Genomic DNA, 23,766 nt, shown 5'->3' with positions numbered 1-23,766 from the left:
AATCCGCCCCTATCACCATCCATAGCGTTCCACCTGAAGGAGACGACGTGCATGAAAATTGCTGTCCTTGGCGGTGATGGTTTTGTCGGCTGGCCGACGGCCCTGCATTTGTCTGACGCCGGTCACGACATCCACATCCTCGACAACCTCTCCCGCCGCTGGATCGATACCGAACTCGGGGTTCAGTCTCTGACGCCGATGGATTCAATCCAGGAGCGCACGCGCATCTGGCACGCGGAGACCGGCCGGCGCATCCATTTCCACTTGATCGATCTGGCCCGCGATTACGAGCTCCTGAAAAATTGGCTTGCGGAAAACCGTCCGGATGCCGTGATCCATTTCGCCGAACAGCGCGCGGCGCCCTATTCGATGAAAAGTGACCGCCACAAGAATTACACGGTCAACAACAACGTCAACGCCACGCATAACCTCCTGAACGCCCTGGTTGAGATCGGCCTCGACGCGCATCTCGTCCATCTCGGCACGATGGGCGTCTACGGTTATTCGACCGTCGGCGCCGCCATTCCCGAAGGTTACCTATCGGTCGGCATCGAGGCCGAAAGCGGCGAGACGGCGAAGCAGGATATCCTCTACCCGGCCAATCCCGGCTCGATCTATCACATGACAAAATGCCTCGATCAGCTGCTGTTCCAGTTCTACGCCAAGAACGACGCGCTGCGGATCACCGACCTGCATCAGGGCATCGTCTGGGGTACACATACCGAGCAGACCCGCCGCCACGAACAGCTGATCAACCGCTTCGATTATGACGGCGATTACGGCACCGTGCTCAATCGCTTCCTGATCCAGGCGGCGATTGGCTATCCGCTGACCGTGCACAGCACCGGCGGCCAGACCCGCGCCTTCATCCATATTCAGGATTCGGTCCGCTGCATCGAACTGGCGCTGAAAAACCCGCCGCAGCGTGGCGCCCGCGTCGAGATCTTCAACCAGATGACCGAGACGCACCGGATCCGCGACCTCGCCGAAATGATCGCCGGGCTTACCGGCTCAGAGATCGCCTGGCTACCCAACCCTCGCAAGGAAGCAGCCGAAAACGATCTGATCGTCCGCAACGAAAAATTCCGCGCCCTTGGCTTGAATGCAATCACGCTGCAGGATGGCCTGCTTGCGGAAATCGTCGATGTCGGCAAGAAATACGCCTACCGCGTCGATCGCAGCCGAGTGCCCGCCGTTTCGGCCTGGACCAAGGACATCGCCGCCAAGATCAACCACGATCCGGAAGGAAGAAGGCTGAAATCGGTTTCATGATGGAGCAAGCGCTTGCTTCAAATGGTATCGCACCATCCGGCCCTGCCGGATCGCAGCACGCATTCGTGACGCTGGTGACGAATGCCGACTATGCGATGGGCGCAACCGCATTGGCGCGATCAATCCGCATAACGGGAACGAAAGCTGATATCGTCGTCCTCCACACCGGCGGCGTTGATCAATCCGCCCTGACGCCCCTCGCCGAATTTCGTTGCCGGCTTGTCCCCACCGACCTCCTGCCTCTGTCCAACGCCTTCAACGAGCGGCATGCCCGCAAGAGCATTCACAGCGCAGCCCCCTTCACCAAAGGGCGAAAACCGGACTTTCACTCGCCGCTCGACAATTTTTGCAAACTGCGGCTCTGGCAACTGACCGCGTATGATCGCTGCATCTTCATCGATGCCGATACGCTGGTCCTGAAAAACATCGACCGCTATTTCGGCTATCCCGAATTTTCGGCAGCGCCCAACGTCTATGAAAGCCTTGCCGATTTTCACCGGCTGAACTCAGGCGTCTTTGTCGCCACACCCTCCCCGCAGACATTCGAGGCCATGCTCACGCAATTGGACAGACCCGATGCTTTCTGGCCGCGCACCGACCAGACCTTTCTGCAGAATTTCTTCCCCGACTGGCATGGCCTGCCTGTCACGATGAACATGCTGCAATATGTCTGGTTCAACATGCCGGCTCTGTGGGATTGGCCATCCATCGGCGTGCTGCACTATCAATATGAAAAACCGTGGGAAAAGGACCATCCAAAAGCGGAAAGTCTGCGACCGCTGATCAATCTCTGGCATGCTTTCTTCAGCGGCGAGAACATTCCCGATATTGCCGGACTGCCAAATCCGGGCCTGGCAAACACGAACTGAAATCAGGAAGCTCATGACACGCGTTCTTGTTTCCGGCGGCACCGGCTATGCCGGCCGTTTCATCGTCGAACACCTGTTGGCCAACGGTTACAAGGTCACTGTCGGCGGCCGTGCTGCGCCGGGCCCGGGCTTTTTCTCCAAGGACGTTGCGTTCGTGCCTTTACGGCTTGATCCGGATGCCGACCAGATCGAGGCCTTCGATCACATCTATTATTTCGTCCATGCCGCCTTCGAGCACATACCCGGAAAATATCGCGGCGGCGAAGGCGATGATCCCGAGAATTTCCAGCGCGCCAATCTCGACGGCAGCGTGAGCCTTTTCGAAACTGCCCGCGATGCCGGCGTCCGCCGTTGCGTTTTTCTGTCCAGCCGCGCCGCCTATGGCCCGCAACCACCCGGCACGATCTTGCAAGAGGATATGCACGGCAAACCCGACACGCTGTATGGCGAAATCAAGTTGCAGGCAGAGCGGAGCCTGGCCGCCCTCTGCGGCCACGGCTTCGTCACCGCAAGCCTCAGAGCAACCGGCATCTACGGTGCTGCAGGACCCGGACAGCGGCATAAATGGGCGGGGCTTTTCGAGGATTATCTCGCAGGTAAGCCTATTGCCCCCCGCGCGAGCACCGAAGTGCATGGCACCAATGTCGCCCAGGCCGTGCGGCTGATGCTGGAATCGGACAGCCTGCGGATCAATGGCGAAACCTTCAACGTTTCGGATGTCCTGACCGATACCTACGACATCCTTTCCACCCTGCAGCGTGCCAGGCACTGTCCACATCCCTTGCCTGACGCCGGCGATAAAACAGGCTGCAACCCCATGAGCACCAGCAAGATCGAGGCGCTGGGCTGGAAGGCGGGCGGCTTGGAGCTACTCAGAGAGACTATAGAACACCTGGCTTAGCCTGGAAGGCTTCAGCCATGTTCGGGACGGTATGGTCTACCGGTCAAGATCGCCGTCATCCCAGATGATATGGACTGGCGTCAGCGGTAAGGTCTCGATCTGCTCGGCAATGAAATAGGGCGGGATATCGAGCGCTATCAGCGCCGCCTTGGTGGCTTTCACCCATTTGAACTCGAGATCATTCTTGCCGTCCCGCAAACGATGCACGATGTCGCTTGGATCAAACGGAAAATCCCCAGGGATTTCCATCTGGTAGTAGAAGCCGATCTCGTGATAGTCGCGCTCCTCGTAACGAAAGAAATTTTCCACGGTCCAGAGCAAGCGGCCGACGCTGACCTCGACGCCCAGTTCCTCGACCATCTCGCGCTTCAGCGTCTCCACCGATGTCTCGCCGATCTCGGCCCGCCCACCCGGAAACGTCCAGAAATCCTCGTGTGCTGCCCGGTGCACCAGAACATGCCCATCGCGAAACCCAAGGCCGGCAATACGAAAATTGAACCGCTGTCTCTGCGGCCCATCCATCCGGATCATCTTTCGTTTGGGCATGGTCTATCCAAGTTCGACAACGACGATTTCCGGCGGCGAACCGAAACGGATGGGCAGGATCGAGCAACCCAAGCCACCGGAAACGATCAGATTGCGATCATTCTCGACAATATGGCCGTAGACGTAACGATTGCTAAAGCGCGAGGGAACGAAGGGCGCATATCCAAACAGGCGGATCTGGCCGCCATGCGTATGCCCGGATAGCGTCAGGGACACCCGGTCTGGCACTTGCGGGAATACATCCGGCTCATGCGCCATCAGGATAACGGGCGCATCATCGGCGATCTGCGCCAGGGTGGCTGGCAGGTCATCGAGACCCGGCCAGGGACCGATCTGATCGGCCAGCCCGGCCAGCCAGAAGCCTTCGCCATCCTTCTCGAAACGGGTGGCATGGTTGTCATAGACGGGAACATTGATCGATGACAGCGCCGTGTGGACCAGCGTCGGCCCCTTCCCGGCCAGCATCGCACCAGGATCATCGAGCCAGTCATGGTTACCCATGACGGCATGAACGCCAAGTGGCGCGGACAGGGCGGCAAGCTCACGCACCCAGTCTTCCGGCGCCACATGCCCTGTCCTTATCCGCATGCCGGATAGAAAATCCCCCAAAAGCAGGATCATGTCACCGCCCAACACATTGGCCTGCCTGCAGATCTCGCCGATCCGCTTCGGTGACATCCAGGGATCACAGGCATGAATGTCGGCGAGGACAACAAGTTTCAGCTTCAAACCGGCGGGCCATTTGTCCGGAACGAGGCGATAGCGCTGTACGCGCGGCTGCCGGACCGGCTCGATACCGACGGCATAGGCGCCGGTCGCGATGCCCGTCAGCATCAGGCTTCCAACCGTCCTTAAAAAGCCGCGCCGGGAAATCAATCAATCATCCTCCTGAAACAGGCGGAACTGGGTGGCTTCCAGATCCTTCGGCACCTGCAATCCAAGGTGTTTCCATGCGTTTGCGGTCAAAATACGCCCGCGCGGTGTACGCTGGATGAATCCCTGCTGAATCATGTAGGGCTCGATAATGTCCTCGATCGCATCGCGAGGTTCAGACAGCCCTGCCGCAATGGTTTCAATGCCAACCGGACCGCCACCAAAATTCAGCGCAATCATGGTCAGATAACGTTTGTCGAGTTGATCGAGGCCCATATTGTCAACCAGCAACCGTGTCAGCGCCTCGTCGGCGATCTGCTTGGTCACAGCCTCAGCCTTGGCGACTTCGGCAAAATCACGCACCCGGCGCAGAAGCCGGCCCGCGATGCGCGGCGTGCCGCGCGCCCGGCGGGCGATTTCTCGGGCACCGTCATCCGTAATACCGAGACCCATCAGCCTAGCTCCACGCCTGACGATCAGTTCCAACTCCTCGACCGTATAGAAACTCAAGCGCACCGGAATACCAAACCGGTCGCGCAGCGGCGTGGTCAAAAGCCCGAGCCGCGTCGTCGCCGCCACCAGCGTGAATTTCGACAGGTCGATCTTCACCGAGCGCGCCGCCGGACCCTCGCCGATGATCAGATCGAGCTGAAAATCCTCCATCGCCGGATAGAGGATTTCCTCGACGGCTGGGTTCAGCCGGTGGATTTCGTCAATGAACAGCACGTCCCGGTCTTCGAGATTGGTCAGAAGGGCGGCAAGATCACCGGCCTTGGCGATCACGGGACCGGATGTCGAGCGGAAATTGACGCCGAGTTCCTTGGCCATGATCTGCGCCAGCGTCGTCTTGCCAAGGCCGGGCGGACCGACGAACAGAACATGGTCCAGCGCCTCGCCGCGGTTCTTTGCCGCCTCGATGAAAATTTTCAGATTGGCACGCGCTTCCGCCTGACCGGTAAACTCGTCCAGCGTCTGCGGCCGCAGCGTCGTATCGAGATCCTCGCCGCGCTTTTCCGGGGTGATCAGTCTCTGCTCTTCACTCATGTACACTCAATCTCATGCCTCGAACGCCAGGGCAACGCACTTAGCGCGCCAGCTCTTTCAGCCCCAACCGGATCAACTTGGCGCTATCCAGCCCCTCGCCACCATTCTTCAACGCAGCCGCCACCGCATTGGCTGCCTGATCGCGCGAATAGCCGAGATTGCTGAGCGCCGAGACCGCATCCGAGACCGGTGCGGAAGCAACGCCCTCCCCGAGTTCCTGCTTCAGTCCGATATTGGCGCTGGCTTCGCCGGCAAAGGCGGGCGCCTTGTTCTTCAGTTCGGTGACGATGCGCACCGCAACCTTTGGCCCGACGCCGGGCGCCCGCGAAACGGCGGTCTTGTCCTGCAACGCAATGGCATTGGCCAGTTCGCCGGGCGTCAGCACGGAAAGAACGGCAAGCGCCACCTTGGAGCCGACGCCCTGCACGCTCTGCAGCAGCCGGAACCATTCCCGCTCCAGCGCCGACAGGAAACCAAACAGCCGCAATTGGTCTTCGCGCACGTAGGTTTCGATAAACAGCACGATTGCTTCACCGGGCGAGCCGATCTTCGACAGCGTGCGCGACGAACAATGGGCGACATAGCCGACACCATGCACATCGACAACGACATGGTCGTCACCGATTTCGTCGATCGTTCCCTTCAGCTTGCCGATCATGGCGCAAAATCCTTCATGGGTGAGTGTCCGGCGTGATCAATTCGACGGAAGGGAAGTAGGAACTGTATCTGGCCCCGTCTCTCGTCAACAGACGGTGTCTGCGCCAGTCGGCATGGGCGCCGATGAGAAAATCCGGCAATGTCCGCTCCCGCTGACCACCGGCAAGCCGATAAGCACGATGCGCCTTGCCCGCTCGGAATGCCGCCTCGTACGGGATATTTTCACGTTTGGGATCGAGCCAGCTCAAGGCAGCAAGCAGCTCTCCTTCTGAAATGGGCGACGCCGCAAGTTCGGACCAAACAATCGGGCTGAGGACCAGAGTTCCGTCGCTGACGCATTGGCGCAAAGCTTTAAGCGACCATGGGCGAATGGGCGTTTCAGGCCCGAGAACATCAATGAAGATATTGGTATCAACGAGGGTCGAGATCGTCACGTTCACCTCTCAGCCAGACCATGAACTCGTCCGTGCTCTTGCCTCCGGTATCGAACGTCCCCTTCACGCTGGCGGCCCAGTCATCGAAGTCGCGGATCGCCGGCTCGTCTGCTGCAGCATCCACCCGCACCAGCAATGCGCCCTTGCTGGACGCAACGAAATCCACCTCTGACCCCGGCACAATGCCGAGACGGTCTCTGATTTCCTTCGGGATGGTCACCTGACCTTTTTCCGTCACACGCATGGTAATACCTCCAAGGTATTACTTAGATGCGAACCAGGAACAAGTCAAGAACAAATCAGCCTGCGAGTGCCGCCATGCGCATGCGGGCGCCACCGCGATTGTGGGCGTGGCAAATAGCGATCGCCAAGGCATCAGCCGCGTCATTGCCCTTGAATTCGGCCTTGGGCATCAGGATTTTCAGCATCATGTGGATTTGCTGCTTCTCACCGTGACCAACGCCGATGACGGATTTCTTCACCGCATTCGGCGCATATTCAGCGACCTGCAATCCCGCCCGTGCTGGCACAAGCATGGCAATGCCGCGGGCTTGGCCAAGCTTGAGGGTCGCCACCGCATCCTTGTTCACGAAAGTCTGCTCGACGGCCGCCTCATCCGGCTTGTGAACGTGAATGACATCGGCCAAACCATCGTGCAACTGGCAAAGCCGCGAAGCCAAATCCATATCGCCGTCGGACGTGACAGTGCCGGAGGCGACAAAACGCAGCGAGTTGCCGAGCGTATCGATAACGCCCCAACCGGTGCGCCGGAGGCCTGGATCGATACCGATGATGCGAATCGTGTTTTGCATGGTGGGAAGCTTAATACTCATCCCCGGACGCTGCCAGCAAAATGTGAACAAAACAAAAACATCCGCAACAATTCGGCCGTTCCACCCCTATCACATTTCCTCCTTAGGGTTGGATTTACGAAATTCGATCTTACATACGCTTCTATCAGTTCCATTCATCGAAGGCTTTTCCCATGGTGCCCTTTTCGATCCTTGACCTTTCGCCAATCACGCAAGGGTCAGATGCTTCGCAAGCCTTGCACAACTCGCGCAGGTTGGCACAGGAAGCGGAAGCATCCGGCTACAAGCGTTTCTGGCTGGCCGAACATCACGGCATGAAGGGCATCGCAAGTGCTGCAACATCGATCGTCATTTCGCATGTGGCAGCCGGCACCAAGACGATCCGCGTCGGCTCCGGCGGCATCATGCTGCCCAACCATTCGCCGCTGGTGATTGCCGAGCAGTTCGGAACGCTGGCCGCGCTCTATCCCGGCCGCATCGATCTTGGCCTCGGCCGCGCGCCGGGAACCGACATGCGCACCGCATCTGCACTTCGCCGCAACATGGAAGCCAGCGCCAACAATTTCCCCAATGACGTCGTCGAACTGCAGGCTTTGCTCGGGCCGATCAAGGACGGCCAGGATCTCATTGCCGTGCCCGGCGCCGATAGCAACGTGCCGCTCTGGCTGCTGGGCTCCAGCCATTTTAGCGCCCATCTGGCCGGAATGCTCGGCCTGCCCTTCGCCTTCGCGTCACATTTCGCGCCGGACATGCTCCTGTCAGCCCTGGAAATCTATCGCGAGCGTTTCGAGCCTTCACAATATCTCGACCAGCCCTATGCCATGGTCGGCATCATGGGCGTCGCTGCCGATACCGACGCCGAAGCCAACCATCTCTTCACCTCGATGCAGCAATCTTTCGTGGCGCTGCGCCGCAATGCGCGTGGCCAGTTTCCGCCGCCGGTGGATTCGATGGATGGTTTGTGGAGCGACAATGAAAAGATTTTCGTCGATCATGCCATGACCTATGCGGTCGTCGGCGGACCGGAGACGATCAGAACGAAGCTCGACCAATTCATCGGCCAGACAGAGGCCGATGAGGTGATTGTTTCCATGCCGATCTTCGACATGGACGCACGGTTAAAATCGGTGCGGCTGTTTGCAGATGCGCAGCAGCAACTGGCAAAAGCCGCATAAAAATACCCCGGAGAAACTCCGGGGTACCATCACACTATCAAATCAGGCTTAAACCTTGAAATCGAAGTGCTTGCGCACCGTTTCGAGGATTTCCCAGGTGCCTTTGAAATCGGCCTCAACGACGAAGGCATCACCAGCAACGACCGTGACCGGCGTACCACCATCTGGCGTGATGATGATCTTGCCGGCAATCATGTGCACGAATTCATAGGCAGAGTAGGTTGCATGATAGGTGCCGGGTGTCGCTTCCCAATAACCTGAAACCATCGAGCCATCCGAAGACGTATGCAGCGCCCAGGTTTTCATCGAAGGATTTCCGGCGGCGACAACCCAACCATCCAGTGTTGCCGGATCGCCGGCGGCGGGAACGGGCGTCGCAAGTTTGGTCACAGTCTGCATGGGCCATATCCTCTCTGAAAGGAAGGAGCCTAATGCCCGGCTGCCGGAACTGACTTGCCAATCCCGACAGGCGGTGACGTGAACCGGCAGAAATCAGGCCGAAAGCTTGGCCATGACTTCGTCGGAAACTTCGAAGTTGGTGTAGACGTTCTGCACGTCGTCGTCGTCTTCGAGCGTATCGATCAGCTTCATCAGCGATTGTGCACGCTCTTCATCGACCGGCACCGTGTTCTGGGGCTTCCAGATCGCCTTGACGGTATCGGCTTCGCCAAGCGTCGCTTCAAGCGCCTTGGAAACGTCGCCGATGGCTTCGAAACCGCAGATGATGAAATGACCGTCCTCGTCGGTGGTGACGTCATCGGCACCGGCTTCGATCGCAGCTTCCATCACCGTGTCGGCATCGCCAGCCGAAAGCTTGTAGGAAATTTCACCGACGCGGTCGAACGAGAACGACACCGAACCGGTTTCGCCAAGTGCACCGCCGGCCTTTGTAAAGGTCGAGCGGACATTGGAGGCTGTGCGGTTGCGGTTATCGGTCAGTGCCTCGACGATGACGGCAACGCCGCCTGGACCATAGCCTTCGTAACGGACTTCTTCGTAATTTTCGCCGTCGGTACCGGAGCCCTTCTTGATGGCGCGCTCGATATTGTCCTTCGGCATCGACTGTGCCTTGGCGTTCTGGATCGCCAGGCGCAGGCGCGCATTCATCGTCGGGTCAGGCAGACCGCCCTTGACCGCAACGGTAATTTCGCGTGCGAGCTTGGAGAACATTTTCGACCGCACGGCATCCTGACGGCCCTTGCGGTGCATGATGTTTTTAAACTGTGAATGGCCAGCCATGGCGCCCTCTTCTCATGCTAATCATGTTTGGAATTGGGCGCCTTATAGTTTCATTGACGCTTTGCGTCCAGAAGGGCCGGCTTTTTTTCAGTTGGCAGCAAGGCGCTTGCGGCTAAGAAAGAACGAATGACCATCGTTGCGCTCGCAGGCGAGGCCCGTGCGGGTCGAAAGGCAGGAGAACGGGCCAGCAGTCCACGTCTGGCCATAGTCGAGCACCGGGCCTGCCGAACAGCAACTGGGATCACCAACATCCTTGGCGAGCCTGGCCCCGCCCTTGCGGGACAATGTCGCCCGGACATAGCTTGGCTCGACACGGTCGCAGGAGAGTTCGGGCCCGCCGTCCGCAGGTTGATAGACCTCTGTCCCGCCTTCAGGCGTGTAGATGCAGCCAATATTACCGGAGGGTAGAACGAATTCTTGCTGCTGCCCGGGCGTTTTCATCTCCGGCACCGTCACGGGCGTCCTGTCGCCTTCCGCGCTCGGCAACCGCGGCGGTGGCGCGCCATCGGCCAGAACCTGATGTGTCATGGAAAGAACGGCAAGAAGGCAGGCAGCGAAAAACTTCATTCCATGGTTCCCAGGTCAGACGCCCTGAAGGATATAAATCAGCGGCTTCTTTGGCAAGGAACGCATCGATACCGTCACGCTCGGTTGCGCGGCAAAGCTTTTGTCGAATTCATCGCCGAACATCTGTAGGAAACTGGTGACCGGCGGGCCGCGCCGGTGCATCGGCAGGATCAGCGACGAGCGCAGCCGCGTCACCACCCGGCTCATGCTTTCCGCGCCCATCGTCAAGCCGCCATCGACCGGTACCATCAGAACATCGAGACGGCCGATCCCGGCATAGTCGGTATCGTCGAGTTCATGATGCAGATGCCCGAGATGGCCAATGCAGAGACCCGCGACCTCGAAGATGAAGATCGAATTGCCGTCCGGCTCCATCGTCGCGCCGCCGGCGCGGATATCCGTCGTGACATTGCGAATATAGGCGTCGCCGACCACGACATCGTGATCGGCTGGCTCTCCACTATCGCCCCATCCATGCAGCACATGCTTGATCGCCGGGTCCGGCGTCAGCGTGTAGTGACTGGAATGCGCCTTGTTCATCGTAACGACGTCCGGGACCTTCGGTGGTACATACCAGCCGCTATAATCCGTGGCGATCGAAACGCCGCCGGGCGTTTCGATCAGAAATGTCGAATGGCCGACATAGGTGATAACAACCGCTTCGTCAGCAGTCGCCTGAACGTTAAGGGCAAGCGACGGTTTAAAACTTGCGAAAGTGACGTCGGGAACAGACTGCGCGATCGCCTGGCATTGGCTCACAGGCGGGCGGGCGCTCTGCGCATGGGCGGGCATCGGCCACAGGGCATGCAGGAGAACGATGGCGGCAAATGCAAGCAGGATCAATCGCGGCATCATGCGCCTCACGAAACCAAGGTTGGCATGGGTGCAGAGGATAGGCAGGCAGGACGCCAGGTCCAGCCCGGATTGCCGGGCCACCGCTCACGATTACGTCATCGCGGAATCGTTAGGATCAGAGTTTTGCCTGCTTCAAAATCTCGTTGACGCGCGCCTGCCAGCCCTTGCCGGTCGCCTTGAACTTGGCAATCACATCCGGATCCAGCCGCAATGAAACCTGCTGCTTGCGCCCTTCAACGACCGGCCGTCCGCGCGAGCGGCGGATGCTTTCCGCAAGTTCGGGGAAAACCTCCGCGAAGGGACGCGCCCGCTTGAAGTCTTCTTCCGTCCATTCTGGATTGTCAGGATCAGCCGCAATACCGGCCTGAATTCGGGCCTCTTCTTCATCAGTAAGCGGAGCAGTATGGGACTTGAAACTCTTAGCACTGGTCATAAAGCTTCCTTTCCATTCGGCTTGCAGCCCGCATTGAGATGATAGATATGCCTTCGCTACCTAGCCTGAAAAATACGACAGATATCTTTCCATCGTTGAAAAGGCCGATGGCCTTCAGCCGGTTCAACTTGGTCTCGACAATGAGTGCGCTGCCGAAAAATTCCATGTCGAGCGCCAAAAAATCAAGCCCATGCTTCTCTAAATTGAGCCTTCGCTTGATTTCATCATAGACGATTTTCATAATTTTTGTATCACTTTTAATGGCGTGAAATTATGAAATGGAGATCCTACCCCCAGAACGCCGGGATCGCTTCCGCCAACCGCGGTCCGATCCTGAGCGGCGCAATGTTTTCCGCCAATCCCGTGCGATCGGAAATTTCAACGCCGACGCCGCAGAGGGTTGCAGGGCCGGAGGCAGCCTCGAAGCGGCCCTTCGGCATCTTGGAGATGAAACGGTTGAGGGGCTCTTCCTTTTCCATGCCAAGCGACGAGTCGTAATCGCCGCACATGCCTGCATCCGACATATAGGCGGTGCCGCCATTCAGAATCTGCGCGTCAGCGGTCGGTACATGGGTATGCGTTCCGACGACAAAGCTGGCGCGGCCATCGACGAAATGACCAAAACACTGCTTCTCGCTGGTCGCCTCCGCATGGAAATCAAAGATGATCGCGTCTGCCTGCTCCTTCAGCGGGCAGGCCGCGAGAATACTTTCCGCCGCCTTGAAGGGATCGTCGAGTTCCGGGTGCATGAAGACGCGCCCCATCACGTTGGCAACGAGGACGCGGGCACCGTTGCGGGCGAAATAGAGGTTGGAGCCGCGCCCGGGGGTACCGGCTGGATAATTGGCGGGCCGCAGGAACTGGTCGTGACGCTGGCAGAAGGAGACTGCTTCCTTCTGATCCCAGACATGGTTGCCGGTGGTGACGACATCGGCGCCGGCATTGATGGTCTCAAGAAAAATATCTTCGGTGATGCCGAAGCCGCCGGCGGCATTCTCGCCATTGACGATGACGAAATCGAGTTTCAGGTCGCTGATCAGGCCGGGAAGCTTTTCCCAGACCGCCGTCCGGCCAGTCTTGCCAACCATGTCACCCAGAAACAAAAGTCTCATATTTGCTTATTCCTAGCCCGAAAATCCGGAACCCGCTTTCGGTCAGCAAGGCATCCAGCGCCACGTCATGCGGCTCCGCCGGCACTGATGCCACTTCCTGGCAGTCAAATGCAATCCCGATCAGCCTAGGCATATGGCCTTTCAGGCGCAAACGTTCGATGGCACGGTCGTAATATCCAGCCCCATAACCGATCCGGTGGCCCGTCCGGTCGAAGGCAGCCAAGGGCACAAGCATGATATCCGGATCGAGAACCGGCGCGTCCCCGGCCGGGCCAGCCGTGCCAAATCCGGTCTCCACGATCGGAGCGCCGGGGACGAGTTCACGAAAAACGATCGTCTGCTTGTCGAGAATGGCAGGCAGGCAAAGCCGGGCGCCACGCTCGCGCAGCCGCGCCATCAACGGCCGGACATCGACCTCAGAGCGGATCGGCCAGAAGCCGGAGATCACCTGCCCTGGATCAAAATCGATCACATCACCGGCGTGGTCGAGCATCCGTAAACCTGCTTCGATGCGGGCCTCCGGCGTCATCGAATCGCGCAGTGCCAGACGTTCCAGACGCAGCGCAGCTTTCAGTTCCCTTGGTGTCATGGGCATGCTTCTCCCGTCTGCCAGTGTTCATGTCTATTGCATCAAACCGGGCAAAGGAAACCGCGCAACCACCACATCGACCATTTTTTGCCACACAACCGCGCACCTTTCCCAAACTGGCACGGTTTTAGAGGTCTGTTCATCATGCAAACGGGTTCCACTTTCACGTTGTCTTTTCACCGTGCAAGAGAGGGCCGCAATCAACATCAGAAAAACAGTTCGGTGCCCGCTTCCGGCGATGCGGGGAACTGTTCAGCTTTTAGACGGAGCCGGATATGTCCATGAAGGACAAGATGCTGCAGGAACTCGACCCTTTGGAATTGCGCTGCCTGTCATTGGCCGCACGTGGGCGCACCCGGGAAGACATCACCCGCGAAACAGATATCTCTCATGAAAGAATCGAGCAGGCCTTCACCTCTGCGATGGAGAAGCTGCAGGCGGGCAATGTCGCGGAAGCGGTGTTTCGAGCAGCGCGGATGGATTTGATTTCATAACATCCAGAAGCGGTGCCGCGCGGCGTCATCAATCGGGCCGGGAGAGGTATCCGCTTCGTTCATGCCGATATCCTCAAGCAGATGCGCACTCTTGCGCCGTGATATCTCTGCGAATGCCAGCCGCGCTAGGCGCTGCTGCCGCCATTGTGCCAGCATGCGGCAAACCCCTCCCCTGAGCCTGGCCGGCCACCGTCGCGTTCTGTAATCGTGCTTCATCTGGAAACTCCGGCATGTCACCGGCAGTATCGGACGTCCGTTGACATCAATCCAACGAATTGCAAAAATGGCTATCATTAGAAAAGATGATGGCTGAAACAATGTTTCCTCTCCTCGAAAGCGATCTGCTGCGAACCTTCGTTGCCGTGGCGGACAGCGGCAATTTTACCAAGGCTGGCGAGACGGTCGGCCGCACGCAATCTGCCGTCAGCATGCAGATCAAGAAGCTCGAGGATATTCTCGGCGAGACCCTGTTCGAGCGTGGGTCGCGTGGCGTCAACATGACAGGCCAGGGCATACGGCTGCTGGACAATGCCCGCCGCATCGTCACCCTGCTGGATGATACCGCAGCCTCTATCCGCCTGCCCGCGCTGGATGGCTCCGTCAAGATCGGCATCTCGGAGGAATACATCAACTCGACCCTGCCAAAGGCACTCGGCGCGTTTGCCGCCGTTCATCCCGGCGTCGAGGTCACCGTGCAGCAAGGCGTCTCGATGTCCAATCTGGCAGCGCTCGATGCCGGCGAGATCGACATCGCCGTTGTCTTCGAGCCGGGCGGCCCGACGCGCAACGAGGTCCTGATGGTCGACCCGACGGTGTGGGTAACCTCCGACCAGCATTGCGCCCACCAACGCTATCCGCTGCCGATCGCCACCTATACCTACTTGAAAAACGGATGGTGCGATGAACTGGCCCTGCGCAGCCTGACCAAACGCGGCCTGGAAAGCCGTGTCGCCTATGTCAGCCGTACCAGCAGCGGTCTGATTGCCGCCGTCACCTCAGGCCTCGCCATCGCGCCGCTGACCCGCTCAAGCATCCCCGTCGGATGCCGGGAACTGACCAATACCGACGGCTACGACGTCATCGACTTTTCCAACGTGGTGATGAAGACCCGGCCCCGGGGCAACAAACGCATCGTCGAAACCATGTCCGACGCCATCCGGGAAGCGTTTAGGCCAGGGGCGCAGGGATAAGTGTTTCAGAAAGAGGAAAAGCGCGATCGGCACCGACAGCACTGAGCTAAGGTGATCTTTTAGCTGCTTTTGAAGCTGCCGGCTGGGCAAGGACTGCCCGAGCCTGCCTGCAATGGTACACACCCGAAATTGCCGGGACAATCGCGCAGGTTTCCACGATCAAAGCCCCGCGGTGGCCGTTTGGCCCGCGGATGGTGGCCGCGGCACCCCGAAGAGGGCCAAGACCTCGTCAAGAAGACCGTTGGCGCTGTCTTCATCAATCTCAATGCATGACTGGCCTTGCTCCGTCTCCAGTGTCAGCAGCCCGCGTAGCGGTTCCTTGGACAGCACCATCAAATTTGTCTTGATCAGCTTCGGATGATTGACGTCGATTATCATTGAATGACATCCATTGAATTCAGATGTTGAAAACAGATCGTTATATTAGCAATTAATAACTTAATTGTCATATCTGATGGCAACGCCACAAAAGAGATAAATCTTCAAGCAGCCCAAATCGCAACCATTATGCGCTTCAAACAACTCCAGAATGTCGCTTGGGTAATGATAAACTAATGCCTAATATGACTGAAAACAATCTGCGAACGATCCGCGAACATTTTCGAATTTTTGGAGAAAATTGGCAATATGCGACCCGAGTCCGTCGCATCTAGTGACATTTTTTCATTGAGACGTGCCTTGTGTTTGCAGAAATCTGATCTTGCTAGAAGCACTTGCTCACCATAACGAGACTTTTCCAGTCAAGAATAAGCAACGATACACAAGACCAGGCTTTGTTTGCTTGCCGCCTTTGCTTCAATCGGATCTCGAGTATCGGCCTTCGTATGTCCTCACTCGAAAGCACTCGCTTTTCGCCTACCTACCTCTCCTGATTTCGCTTCCATCGAAGGTGCCAGGCTTGTCATGCAAGCCCGATCCGGCGAGGCCCGCGAGCACGTGCGCTATAAACGATGAAAATGGCCGCTCGGGTGAAGATCGAGACTATATTCCTATCACGCAATTCGACCGATCACTTTTGACACCGGTGCGAAATAGGTGCCAAAAAGTTACGCTACAAATCATTGAAAATAAAAGGAAAAAGTGCGATCCACACAACCGATGAACTGTTTACGATCCTGGGTGCCTACAAACGTAGGTGGGCGCCATGTGACCTAGCCCACGGGCCAGGTCAGGGACAGCTCCCTTTGGATCGAGTATGGCCCCAGGGATTGTGGTGTCCTGTCGGGAAGCGCAGACCGCAACTGGAATATAGAGTGCATTGATGGCTTGCGCCAGTGGCACCCTTCCAACTTGTCAAAATTCAGTGAGAAGCAGGTGCAGCCTTGCCGCTGAGCTTGGCCGCAAGCTCATGAATCTGTGACGTCACCTCAGACAGGGTCGACGCGAGCACTTCCTCGCTTTTCTGCTGATCGGACAGGGCGGCGACCCGGCCCTGTTTCAAGCCATCGGCCTCAGTCTGCAGATTTTTCAGCTTGCGGTCCACTTCGCTGAGCTCGTCCATCACCATGATCCCGGCCATCACGGTCAGGCGCAGATCGCCGATCTCGCCGAACTGGCTCTTCAGGTGACTGACATACTGGTCGAAGCGGGTGGCGAGTTCGGTCAGATGATCTTCCTGGCCCTCCTCGCATGCCATGCGATAGGCCTTGCCGTCGATCATCACCGTTACTTGTGCCATACGTCACCTGACCCGCAGGCTGACCACGCCTTAGCGGTCCAGCACTGCCCTTATCGTTTCCATGGCCGTCACCAGACGGCGCGAGACTTCGCGGTTGACTTCCTCAAGGCGGTTTGCCCGGAATTGCGATTGGTCGAGTTCCTGGGCGAGCCGCGACCGGTCGGTGTTGACACGCCGCACTTCGCCTTCAATCTCACCACGGTCCCGCTCCCGGTCGAAGCGTCCATCAATGGCATTCTCGAGGCTGCTTAATGCGCTTTGCAACTCATCGATCGCCGCCTTGACTGTCTTTCCTGCCGCCATCACGCTTTCCTGATACGCGCCAGACCGCGTCGAATCGCCGCCCGGAGCCTGTATTTCAAGCCAATCACACTAATAAACCCATTCGGCAAGTGTTCACAACGTCAACCGCTTGCAGCGGCTGCGTAACCTGTGGATCACGAATTTTAAATCGATTAGTATCGACCGGTCCGTTTGCAGAGAATAAGCGGGAAAGACGCTCAAAAAGCGTCCTTCAGCCCTGCCAAAAGGCCCGTATTTGTTGACTCCGTCGAAGCAGGTGCTATGTGTCAGCCGCTTCTCATACGGTCTTTGGAGGATAGAGACCGTCCCCTGTCCACCGAACTCAAGCGGAACAGACAATGATCTCTCGCGAAAAACACGACCGGATGGCAAATGCAATCCGATTCCTCTCCATGGATGCCGTCGAAAAGGCCAATTCCGGCCATCCCGGCCTGCCCATGGGTGCTGCCGACGTGGCAACGGTGCTATTCTCCCGTTACCTGAAATTCGATCCGAAGGCGCCGCTTTGGGCTGACCGCGATCGTTTCGTGCTGTCGGCCGGCCATGGCTCCATGCTCATCTATTCGCTGCTCTATCTGACGGGCTACGAAGACATGACGATGGAGGACCTCAAGCAGTTCCGCCAGCTTGGCTCCAAGACCGCCGGTCATCCGGAATACGGTCATGCTTCCGGTATTGAAACGACCACCGGTCCGCTCGGCCAGGGCATTGCCAATGCCGTCGGCATGGCGATTGCCGAACGCAAGCTCGAAGAAGAGTTCGGCAGCGACCTGCAGAACCACTTCACCTATGTGCTGTGCGGCGACGGCTGCCTGATGGAAGGCATCAGCCACGAAGCCATCGCGCTTGCCGGTCACCTCAAACTCAACAAGCTGGTGCTGTTCTGGGACGATAACAACATCACCATCGACGGCGCCGTCTCCTTGTCGGACTCGACCGACCAGATCGCCCGTTTCCAGGCCGTTCACTGGAACACGATCCGCGTCGACGGCCATGATCCCGAACAGATCGCAGCAGCCATCGAAGCAGCTCAGAAGTCGGACCGCCCGACCTTCATCGCCTGCAAGACGGTCATCGGCTTCGGCGCACCGAACAAGCAGGGTACCCACAAGGTCCACGGTTCACCGCTCGGCGCCGAGGAAATTGCAGCGACCCGCAAGGCACTGAACTGGGAAGCTGAAGCCTTCACCGTTCCGGCCGACGTTCTCGACGCCTGGCGCACGGCCGGTGGCCGCTCGGCAGACGCCCACAAGGCCTGGGAAGGCCGCCTGGCATCGACCGAAGCAGCCAAGAAGTCCGAATTTACCCGCCGCTTTGCCGGCGCGCTTCCGGGCAATCTCGATGCCGCCATCGACACCTACAAGAAGAAGCTGGCCGACGCTCCACCGGCGATTGCCACCCGCAAGGCATCCGAGGATGCGCTCGAAGTCATCAACGGCATCGTGCCGGAAATGCTCGGCGGTTCGGCTGACCTGACGCCGTCCAACAACACCAAGACCAGCCAGATGAAGTCAATCACCCCGACCGATTTCTCCGGCCGCTATATGCACTGGGGCATCCGCGAGCACGGCATGGCCGCTGCCATGAACGGCATCACGCTGCACGGCGGCCTGATTCCCTATTCCGGTGGCTTCATGATCTTCTCGGACTACTGCCGTCCGTCGATCCGCCTCGCCGCCCTGATGGGCATCCGCGTCATCCACGTTCTGACGCACGATTCGATCGGCGTCGGCGAAGATGGCCCGACCCATGAGCCGGTCGAGCACATGGCAGCGTTGCGCGCGATCCCGAACCTGTTGATGTTCCGTCCGGCCGATGCGGTGGAAACCGCCGAATGCTGGCAGCAGGCGCTGAAGGAACAGCATCGCCCGTCGGGCCTGGCGCTGACACGCCAAAATTTGGCACCGTCGCGTCTGACCTATTCGGCCGAAAACCTCTGCGCCAAGGGTGCCTACGAGCTGATCGCCGCTGATAATGCCAAGGTCTCGATCTTCGCATCCGGCTCGGAAGTCGAACTGGCCGTCAAGGCCGCAGCCGAACTGAACGGCAAGGGCATTGCGACCCGCGTCGTCTCCGTTCCCTGCTTCGAACTGTTCCAGGAACAGCCGGCCGACTACCGCAAGGCCGTCATCGGCAATGCTCCGGTCAAGATCGCCGCAGAAGCCGCAGTCCGTCAGGGCTGGGACTACTTCATCGGCAACGATGGCGATTTCGTCGGCATGCACTCGTTCGGTGCATCTGCTCCGGCCAAGGACCTCTTCAAGCATTTCGGCATCACCTCCGACGCAATCGTCGCGGCTGCCGAAAAGAAGCTTGCCTGATTTTCCTCTTCGGAGCGCGTCTGAGCGCGCTCCGGTTTCCACATCGAGATCTTAAGACAGGGAGAGACCTGAAATGACTGTAAAAGTTGCCATCAACGGCTTTGGCCGCATCGGCCGCAACGTCCTTCGCGCCATCGTCGAATCCGGCCGCACCGATATTGAAGTCGTTGCGATCAACGATCTCGGCCCTGTCGAGACCAATGCACATCTGCTGCGCTACGATTCCGTCCACGGCCGGTTCCCGGCTGAGGTTAAGGTCGAAGGCGACACCATCTCGGTTGCCGGCGGCAAGCCGATCAAGGTCACTGCGATCAAGGACCCGGCAACCCTGCCGCACGCTGCCATGGGCGTCGATATCGCTCTGGAATGCACCGGCATCTTCACCTCGCGCGACAAGGCTGCCCTGCACCTTCAGGCTGGCGCTAAGCGCGTTATCGTTTCGGCTCCTGCCGATGGTGCTGACCTGACCGTCGTCTTCGGCGTCAACCACAACGAACTGACCAAGGAACACCTGGTCATTTCCAACGCCTCCTGCACCACCAACTGCCTGGTTCCGGTCGTCAAGACCCTGGACGACGCCGTCGGCATCGATCATGGCTTCATGACAACGATCCACGCTTACACCGGCGATCAGCCGACGCTCGACACGATGCACAAGGACCTGTACCGCGCCCGCGCTGCAGCCCTGTCGATGATCCCGACCTCGACCGGCGCCGCCAAGGCCGTTGGTCTCGTCCTGCCGCACCTCAAGGGCAAGCTCGACGGCACCTCGATCCGTGTTCCGACCCCGAACGTTTCGGTCGTCGACTTCAAGTTTGTCGCCAAGCGCGACACGACGGTTGCCGAAATCAACGGTGCCATCAAGGCCGCTGCCAATGGCGCTCTCAAGGGTATCCTTGGCTACACCGACGAGCCGCTGGTATCGCGCGACTTCAACCATGACAGCCATTCGTCGATCTTCGCCAACGACCAGACCAAGGTTCTGGAAGGCAAGTTCGTCCGTATCCTGTCCTGGTACGACAATGAATGGGGCTTCTCCAACCGCATGGCCGACACGGCCGTTGCGATGGCAAAGCTGATCTAAAGCTATGTTTCGGCGGCGCCTAGGCGCCGCCTTTCTTTTGCCGGAAGGCACCGTTCCGCTCTGTCATCCAGGTCTTGCCGGAACTTCAGCAGCTTCAGGCGGTACGGTGCTTTGGAGCCGATCTGAAAATCAAGACGCAGAGTGCCGCCTTCGGTAACGTTGTTATCTGGCCGGGAGCCGCGCGAAATGGAGTTGAACCGAAGCGTCCGCTGGCGAGGCTTAGAGGTCGAGACGGTGGAGCATTGCGAAATAATCACCAACGGAGCGGGTCGACGCATCCGTGGCGCTATTGTCGCACCAACCTACGGTCTCCTCTATAGGATCGAACTTGACGAGACACTCGTATTGCGAAGCGCTGCTGTCGAACGAACAGATGGAAAGACACTTGCACTTTTTGCCGACGGCTCCGGCAACTGGACCGATGAAAATGCAGCCCCTTGCCCGGACCTTGCCGGTTGCATCGATGTCGATATCTGGCCGACGCCCTTCACCAACTCTCTGCCCGTGTGGCGCAATCGCTGGGTTGAAGGAGAATCTCAGCGTTTTGCGATGGCCTGGATTAACGGCGACGAGATGACCGTGCGCCGCGATGACCAGTTTTATACCAAGCTCGACTCACGACATTTCCGCTTCCAGAATACCAACGGCTTCGAGCAAGTGCTTGAACTTGATGATGACGGACTGGTGGCAGACTATCCCACCCTTTTCATGAGACTTTGACCGGAGACTATCCATGACTTTCAAGACCCTCGACGACCTCACCGACATCGCTGGCAAGCGCGTGCTTGTGCGCGTCGATCTCAACGTGCCGGTCAAGGATGGCCAGGTGACGGATGCGACCCGCATCGAACGCGTGGTGCCGACCATCCGCGAACTCTCCGAAAAAGGCGCGAAGGTCATCCTGCTTGCGCATTTCGGCCGCCCGAAGGGCGAACCAGTCGCTGACATGTCGCTGTCGCTGATCGCGCCTGCGGTTGAAGACATCCTTGACCAACGCGTCCATTTTGCCGCCGATTGCATTGGCGACAAGGCCGCAGCAGCGATTGCCGGGATGAATGATGGCGACGTGCTGCTCCTTGAAAACACCCGCTTCCACAAGGGTGAGGAAAAGAACGACGCCGAATTTACCAAGGCGCTGGCTGCCAATGGCGACATCTATGTCAACGACGCCTTCTCCGCCGCGCACCGTGCCCATGCCTCGACTGAAGGCCTTGCGCGCCTGCTGCCGGCCTATGCCGGCCGCACCATGCAGGCTGAGCTTGAGGCGCTGGAAAAGGGCCTCGGCAATCCGAAGCGCCCGGTCGTCGCCATCGTCGGCGGCGCGAAGGTTTCGACCAAGATCGACCTGCTGATGAACCTCGTGAAGAAGGTCGACGCCCTCGTCATCGGCGGCGGCATGGCCAACACCTTCATTGCGGCCCGCGGCACCAATGTCGGCAAGTCGCTCTGCGAGCACGACCTTGCCGACACGGCCAAGCAGATCATGATCGAGGCAGCCACAGCCGGTTGCGCCATCGTTCTGCCGGTTGACGGCGTCGTTGCCCGCGAGTTCAAGGCTGGCGCCGACAATGAAGTCGTCGATATCGAAGCGATCCCGGCCGATGCCATGGTTCTCGATGTCGGCCCGAAGTCGATCGCCGCCGTCAACGATTGGGTGAGCAAAGCCGAAACACTCGTCTGGAACGGCCCGCTCGGCGCATTTGAGATCGCCCCGTTCGACAAGGCCACCGTCGCGGTTGCCAAGCATGCCGCCGCCCGCACCAAAAGCGGTGCACTCGTCTCCGTTGCCGGTGGCGGCGATACGGTTTCGGCGATGAACCACGCCGGCGTTGCCGAGGACCTGACTTACGTCTCGACCGCTGGCGGCGCGTTCCTCGAATGGATGGAAGGCAAGCCGCTTCCCGGCGTCGATATCCTGCACCAGCAGAAATAAACACAGGCGCTCAAACGAGCGTGAATCACGACCTTCAGCCCCGGCCTTGCGCCGGGGCTTTTCGTTGCGCCGCACCGAATTTTTGATGCATCGCAAAAATAATCCCAATATTTCAATCGATTAAAATAATTTCAATCGTTTAAACCAATTTAACTTCCATTTTCGTTGCCGTATTCTTCTGTTATCGGCGAGCCATCGCAACAACAGGAGAACGCATATGAGCGAAAGACTGGAAGACATTGCAGCGGCTATGGTCGCCACCGGCAAAGGCTTGCTGGCAGCCGACGAATCCACCGCAACGATCGGCAAGCGCTTCGAGACGATCAGCCTGACGTCGACGGAAACATCGCGCCGCGATTACCGCGAAATGCTGTTTCGCGCCGATGACGCAATGAAAGCCTACATTTCCGGTGTTATCCTCTATGAAGAAACACTCTTCCAGAAGGCAGCCGATGGCACGCCACTCGTTGACGTTATCCGTGCCGCAGGCGCCGTTCCCGGTATCAAGGTCGATACCGGCGCCAAGCCGATGGCAAAGTTTCCGGGCGAGACGATCACCGAAGGCCTCGATGGCCTCGCCGCCCGCCTGAAGACCTATTACGACGCCGGCGCCCGTTTCGCCAAATGGCGCGGCGTGATCTCCGTTTCCGACACATTGCCGAGCTTCGGCGCCATCAAGGCCAACGCGCAGGCTCTTGCCCGCTACGCTGCACTTTGCCAGGAAGCCGGCATCGTGCCGATCGTCGAGCCGGAAGTGCTGATGGATGGCGCGCCAGGAACGCATTCGATCGAGCGCTCGGAAGACGTCACCGAAGAAACGCTGCGCATCGTGTTTGAAGAACTGACCGATGCCCGCGTCAGCCTCGAAGGCATGATCCTCAAGCCAAGCATGGTCATCGATGGCAAGAAGGCACGCAAAGCCTCCGTCGCCGAAGTCGCCGAGCGCACCGTCAAGGTGCTGAAGCGCACCGTTCCATCGGCGGTGCCGGGCATCGCCTTCCTGTCGGGTGGCCAGTCCACCGAGGAAGCGACCGCGCATCTCTCCGCCATGAACGCCGGCTACGACCTGCCTTGGGGCATGACCTTCTCCTATGGCCGCGCGCTTCAGACCGAGGCGCTCAACGCCTGGAGCGGCAAGCCGGAAAACGTCGCCGCCGGCCAGCGCGCCTTCAGCCATCGCGCCGAGATGTGCAGCCTTGCTGCCAAGGGCGGCTGGAAGAAAGAGCTCGAAAAAGCCGCGTAACACCACGGTTACGGAGGGGGAGAAGCCCGGTTCGCGCAAGCGGCCGGGCTTTTTCTATGACAAAGAACCCACGACATGCTTTCGATTGTCAGGGTGACAAGAACCTTGTTCGCATGATCTCCGGCGCACGTTATCCCTGACA

Annotated in this window: 30 protein-coding genes and 1 other RNA gene; 11 read left to right on the top strand and 20 right to left on the bottom strand. The window is 58.8% G+C overall.

Features of this window, described 5'->3' with window-relative positions; genetic code table 11:
- Positions 1-51: 51 nt before the first annotated feature.
- The 3 genes from ACSQ3J_RS17545 to ACSQ3J_RS17535 are packed head-to-tail and all read left to right on the top strand — an operon-like array spanning position 52 to position 3,042.
- Positions 52-1,272 (top strand): NAD-dependent epimerase/dehydratase family protein, encoded by a 1,221-nt coding sequence (locus ACSQ3J_RS17545; protein WP_060506472.1) that lies wholly within the window; start codon positions 52-54, stop codon positions 1,270-1,272.
- Positions 1,272-2,141 carry a glycosyltransferase gene (locus ACSQ3J_RS17540; protein ID WP_060506599.1) on the top strand — a complete coding sequence of 290 codons (870 nt, stop codon included), beginning with the start codon at positions 1,272-1,274 and terminating at the stop codon, positions 2,139-2,141. The genes ACSQ3J_RS17545 and ACSQ3J_RS17540 overlap by 1 nt, the downstream gene beginning before the upstream one ends.
- Positions 2,142-2,154: 13 nt before the next feature.
- Positions 2,155-3,042, top strand: coding sequence for an NAD-dependent epimerase/dehydratase family protein (locus ACSQ3J_RS17535; protein ID WP_060506473.1), 888 nt, complete (start codon positions 2,155-2,157; stop codon positions 3,040-3,042).
- Between the two features lie 36 nt (positions 3,043-3,078).
- On the opposite strand, the gene ACSQ3J_RS17530 is transcribed toward ACSQ3J_RS17535, so the two are convergent.
- Genes ACSQ3J_RS17530 through ruvC form a run of 7 tightly spaced genes read right to left on the bottom strand, consistent with a single transcriptional unit; the run spans position 3,079 to position 7,408 of the window.
- Positions 3,079-3,588, bottom strand: a complete 510-nt coding sequence (locus ACSQ3J_RS17530) for an NUDIX hydrolase (RefSeq protein ID WP_060506474.1) — start codon at positions 3,586-3,588, stop codon at positions 3,079-3,081.
- Positions 3,589-3,591: 3 nt separating this feature from the next.
- Positions 3,592-4,464 carry a metallophosphoesterase gene (locus ACSQ3J_RS17525; protein ID WP_060506475.1) on the bottom strand — a complete coding sequence of 291 codons (873 nt, stop codon included), beginning with the start codon at positions 4,462-4,464 and terminating at the stop codon, positions 3,592-3,594.
- Entirely contained in the window at positions 4,465-5,505 is a 1,041-nt protein-coding gene (gene ruvB / locus ACSQ3J_RS17520) for a Holliday junction branch migration DNA helicase RuvB (RefSeq protein WP_060506476.1), read from the bottom strand. It abuts the gene before it with no gap.
- 40 nt (positions 5,506-5,545) lie between these two features.
- Entirely contained in the window at positions 5,546-6,163 is a 618-nt protein-coding gene (gene ruvA, locus ACSQ3J_RS17515; protein WP_060506477.1) for a Holliday junction branch migration protein RuvA, read from the bottom strand.
- A gap of 13 nt (positions 6,164-6,176) precedes the next feature.
- Positions 6,177-6,596: a type II toxin-antitoxin system VapC family toxin gene (locus tag ACSQ3J_RS17510; RefSeq protein ID WP_081927832.1), complete on the bottom strand. Its 420-nt coding sequence runs from the start codon at positions 6,594-6,596 to the stop codon at positions 6,177-6,179.
- Entirely contained in the window at positions 6,574-6,840 is a 267-nt protein-coding gene (locus tag ACSQ3J_RS17505; RefSeq protein ID WP_060506478.1) for an AbrB/MazE/SpoVT family DNA-binding domain-containing protein, read from the bottom strand. The genes ACSQ3J_RS17510 and ACSQ3J_RS17505 overlap by 23 nt, the downstream gene beginning before the upstream one ends.
- 55 nt (positions 6,841-6,895) lie before the next feature.
- Positions 6,896-7,408, bottom strand: coding sequence for a crossover junction endodeoxyribonuclease RuvC (ruvC, locus tag ACSQ3J_RS17500; protein WP_060506479.1), 513 nt, complete (start codon positions 7,406-7,408; stop codon positions 6,896-6,898).
- A 173-nt stretch (positions 7,409-7,581) separates the two neighbouring features.
- Between ruvC and ACSQ3J_RS17495 the strand changes: the two genes are divergently transcribed.
- Positions 7,582-8,583, top strand: a complete 1,002-nt coding sequence (locus ACSQ3J_RS17495; protein ID WP_060506480.1) for an LLM class flavin-dependent oxidoreductase — start codon at positions 7,582-7,584, stop codon at positions 8,581-8,583.
- A gap of 48 nt (positions 8,584-8,631) precedes the next feature.
- Here the strand turns inward: ACSQ3J_RS17495 and ACSQ3J_RS17490 are convergent, their stop codons facing one another.
- The 8 genes from ACSQ3J_RS17490 to ACSQ3J_RS17455 form a co-directional block, all read right to left on the bottom strand.
- Positions 8,632-8,982: a cupin domain-containing protein gene (locus ACSQ3J_RS17490; protein ID WP_060506481.1), complete on the bottom strand. Its 351-nt coding sequence runs from the start codon at positions 8,980-8,982 to the stop codon at positions 8,632-8,634.
- Positions 8,983-9,075: 93 nt separating this feature from the next.
- A complete protein-coding gene (locus tag ACSQ3J_RS17485) occupies positions 9,076-9,822 on the bottom strand; it encodes a YebC/PmpR family DNA-binding transcriptional regulator (RefSeq protein ID WP_060506482.1) in 747 nt (248 codons plus the stop codon).
- Between the two features lie 87 nt (positions 9,823-9,909).
- The gene (locus tag ACSQ3J_RS17480) at positions 9,910-10,389 is read right to left on the bottom strand and encodes a hypothetical protein (RefSeq protein ID WP_060506483.1); all 480 of its coding nucleotides are present in this window, start codon (positions 10,387-10,389) and stop codon (positions 9,910-9,912) included.
- 15 nt (positions 10,390-10,404) lie between these two features.
- Positions 10,405-11,244: an MBL fold metallo-hydrolase gene (locus ACSQ3J_RS17475; RefSeq protein ID WP_060506484.1), complete on the bottom strand. Its 840-nt coding sequence runs from the start codon at positions 11,242-11,244 to the stop codon at positions 10,405-10,407.
- Between the two features lie 115 nt (positions 11,245-11,359).
- Positions 11,360-11,677, bottom strand: a complete 318-nt coding sequence (locus tag ACSQ3J_RS17470) for a BrnA antitoxin family protein (protein ID WP_436039669.1) — start codon at positions 11,675-11,677, stop codon at positions 11,360-11,362.
- Positions 11,664-11,918: a BrnT family toxin gene (locus ACSQ3J_RS17465; protein ID WP_060506486.1), complete on the bottom strand. Its 255-nt coding sequence runs from the start codon at positions 11,916-11,918 to the stop codon at positions 11,664-11,666. Before ACSQ3J_RS17465 ends, ACSQ3J_RS17470 begins: the two co-directional genes overlap by 14 nt.
- A gap of 46 nt (positions 11,919-11,964) precedes the next feature.
- Positions 11,965-12,789 carry a TIGR00282 family metallophosphoesterase gene (locus ACSQ3J_RS17460; protein ID WP_060506487.1) on the bottom strand — a complete coding sequence of 275 codons (825 nt, stop codon included), beginning with the start codon at positions 12,787-12,789 and terminating at the stop codon, positions 11,965-11,967.
- Positions 12,767-13,378: a 5-formyltetrahydrofolate cyclo-ligase gene (locus ACSQ3J_RS17455; protein WP_060506488.1), complete on the bottom strand. Its 612-nt coding sequence runs from the start codon at positions 13,376-13,378 to the stop codon at positions 12,767-12,769. The genes ACSQ3J_RS17460 and ACSQ3J_RS17455 overlap by 23 nt, the downstream gene beginning before the upstream one ends.
- 281 nt (positions 13,379-13,659) lie before the next feature.
- On the opposite strand from ACSQ3J_RS17455, the gene ACSQ3J_RS17450 reads away from it, so the two are divergent.
- Positions 13,660-13,872: a LuxR C-terminal-related transcriptional regulator gene (locus ACSQ3J_RS17450; RefSeq protein WP_060506600.1), complete on the top strand. Its 213-nt coding sequence runs from the start codon at positions 13,660-13,662 to the stop codon at positions 13,870-13,872.
- Here the strand turns inward: ACSQ3J_RS17450 and ACSQ3J_RS17445 are convergent.
- Positions 13,867-14,028, bottom strand: a complete 162-nt coding sequence (locus ACSQ3J_RS17445) for a hypothetical protein (protein WP_156393907.1) — start codon at positions 14,026-14,028, stop codon at positions 13,867-13,869. The genes ACSQ3J_RS17450 and ACSQ3J_RS17445 overlap by 6 nt on opposite strands.
- Before the next feature lie 149 nt (positions 14,029-14,177).
- Here ACSQ3J_RS17445 and ACSQ3J_RS17440 point away from each other — a divergent pair, with 149 nt between their 5' ends.
- Positions 14,178-15,062, top strand: coding sequence for a LysR family transcriptional regulator (locus ACSQ3J_RS17440; RefSeq protein ID WP_060506601.1), 885 nt, complete (start codon positions 14,178-14,180; stop codon positions 15,060-15,062).
- Positions 15,063-15,221: 159 nt separating this feature from the next.
- Here ACSQ3J_RS17440 and ACSQ3J_RS17435 read toward each other — a convergent pair whose 3' ends face one another.
- The 4 genes from ACSQ3J_RS17435 to ACSQ3J_RS17420 all read right to left on the bottom strand — a co-directional run bounded on the left by ACSQ3J_RS17435 (position 15,222) and on the right by ACSQ3J_RS17420 (position 17,043).
- Complete coding sequence (locus ACSQ3J_RS17435) at positions 15,222-15,440, bottom strand: hypothetical protein (protein WP_037099921.1); 219 nt, start codon at positions 15,438-15,440, stop codon at positions 15,222-15,224.
- Between the two features lie 702 nt (positions 15,441-16,142).
- Positions 16,143-16,302: non-coding RNA, 6S RNA (gene ssrS / locus ACSQ3J_RS17430), on the bottom strand.
- 60 nt (positions 16,303-16,362) lie between these two features.
- The gene (locus tag ACSQ3J_RS17425) at positions 16,363-16,740 is read right to left on the bottom strand and encodes a cell division protein ZapA (RefSeq protein ID WP_037099923.1); all 378 of its coding nucleotides are present in this window, start codon (positions 16,738-16,740) and stop codon (positions 16,363-16,365) included.
- Between the two features lie 30 nt (positions 16,741-16,770).
- Positions 16,771-17,043: a DUF4164 domain-containing protein gene (locus tag ACSQ3J_RS17420; protein ID WP_037099924.1), complete on the bottom strand. Its 273-nt coding sequence runs from the start codon at positions 17,041-17,043 to the stop codon at positions 16,771-16,773.
- 338 nt (positions 17,044-17,381) lie between these two features.
- Here ACSQ3J_RS17420 and tkt point away from each other — a divergent pair, with 338 nt between their 5' ends.
- From tkt to ACSQ3J_RS17395, 5 genes are all read left to right on the top strand, one after another.
- Positions 17,382-19,364, top strand: coding sequence for a transketolase (tkt, locus tag ACSQ3J_RS17415; RefSeq protein WP_037099926.1), 1,983 nt, complete (start codon positions 17,382-17,384; stop codon positions 19,362-19,364).
- A gap of 73 nt (positions 19,365-19,437) precedes the next feature.
- Positions 19,438-20,448, top strand: a complete 1,011-nt coding sequence (gene gap / locus ACSQ3J_RS17410; protein WP_037099929.1) for a type I glyceraldehyde-3-phosphate dehydrogenase — start codon at positions 19,438-19,440, stop codon at positions 20,446-20,448.
- A 186-nt stretch (positions 20,449-20,634) separates the two neighbouring features.
- A complete protein-coding gene (locus ACSQ3J_RS17405) occupies positions 20,635-21,168 on the top strand; it encodes a putative glycolipid-binding domain-containing protein (RefSeq protein WP_060506489.1) in 534 nt (177 codons plus the stop codon).
- Between the two features lie 13 nt (positions 21,169-21,181).
- Positions 21,182-22,381 (top strand): phosphoglycerate kinase, encoded by a 1,200-nt coding sequence (locus tag ACSQ3J_RS17400; protein WP_060506490.1) that lies wholly within the window; start codon positions 21,182-21,184, stop codon positions 22,379-22,381.
- 217 nt (positions 22,382-22,598) lie between these two features.
- Positions 22,599-23,624, top strand: coding sequence for a class I fructose-bisphosphate aldolase (locus ACSQ3J_RS17395; protein WP_436039667.1), 1,026 nt, complete (start codon positions 22,599-22,601; stop codon positions 23,622-23,624).
- The last annotated feature ends 142 nt before the right edge of the window (positions 23,625-23,766 follow it).

It is taken from the genome of Rhizobium sp. LjRoot98 (assembly GCF_964252935.1).
Lineage (GTDB): Bacteria > Pseudomonadota > Alphaproteobacteria > Rhizobiales > Rhizobiaceae > Pararhizobium.
Note: the sequence above shows the minus strand (reverse complement) of the source record. Positions and strands in the feature narration are given on the sequence as shown.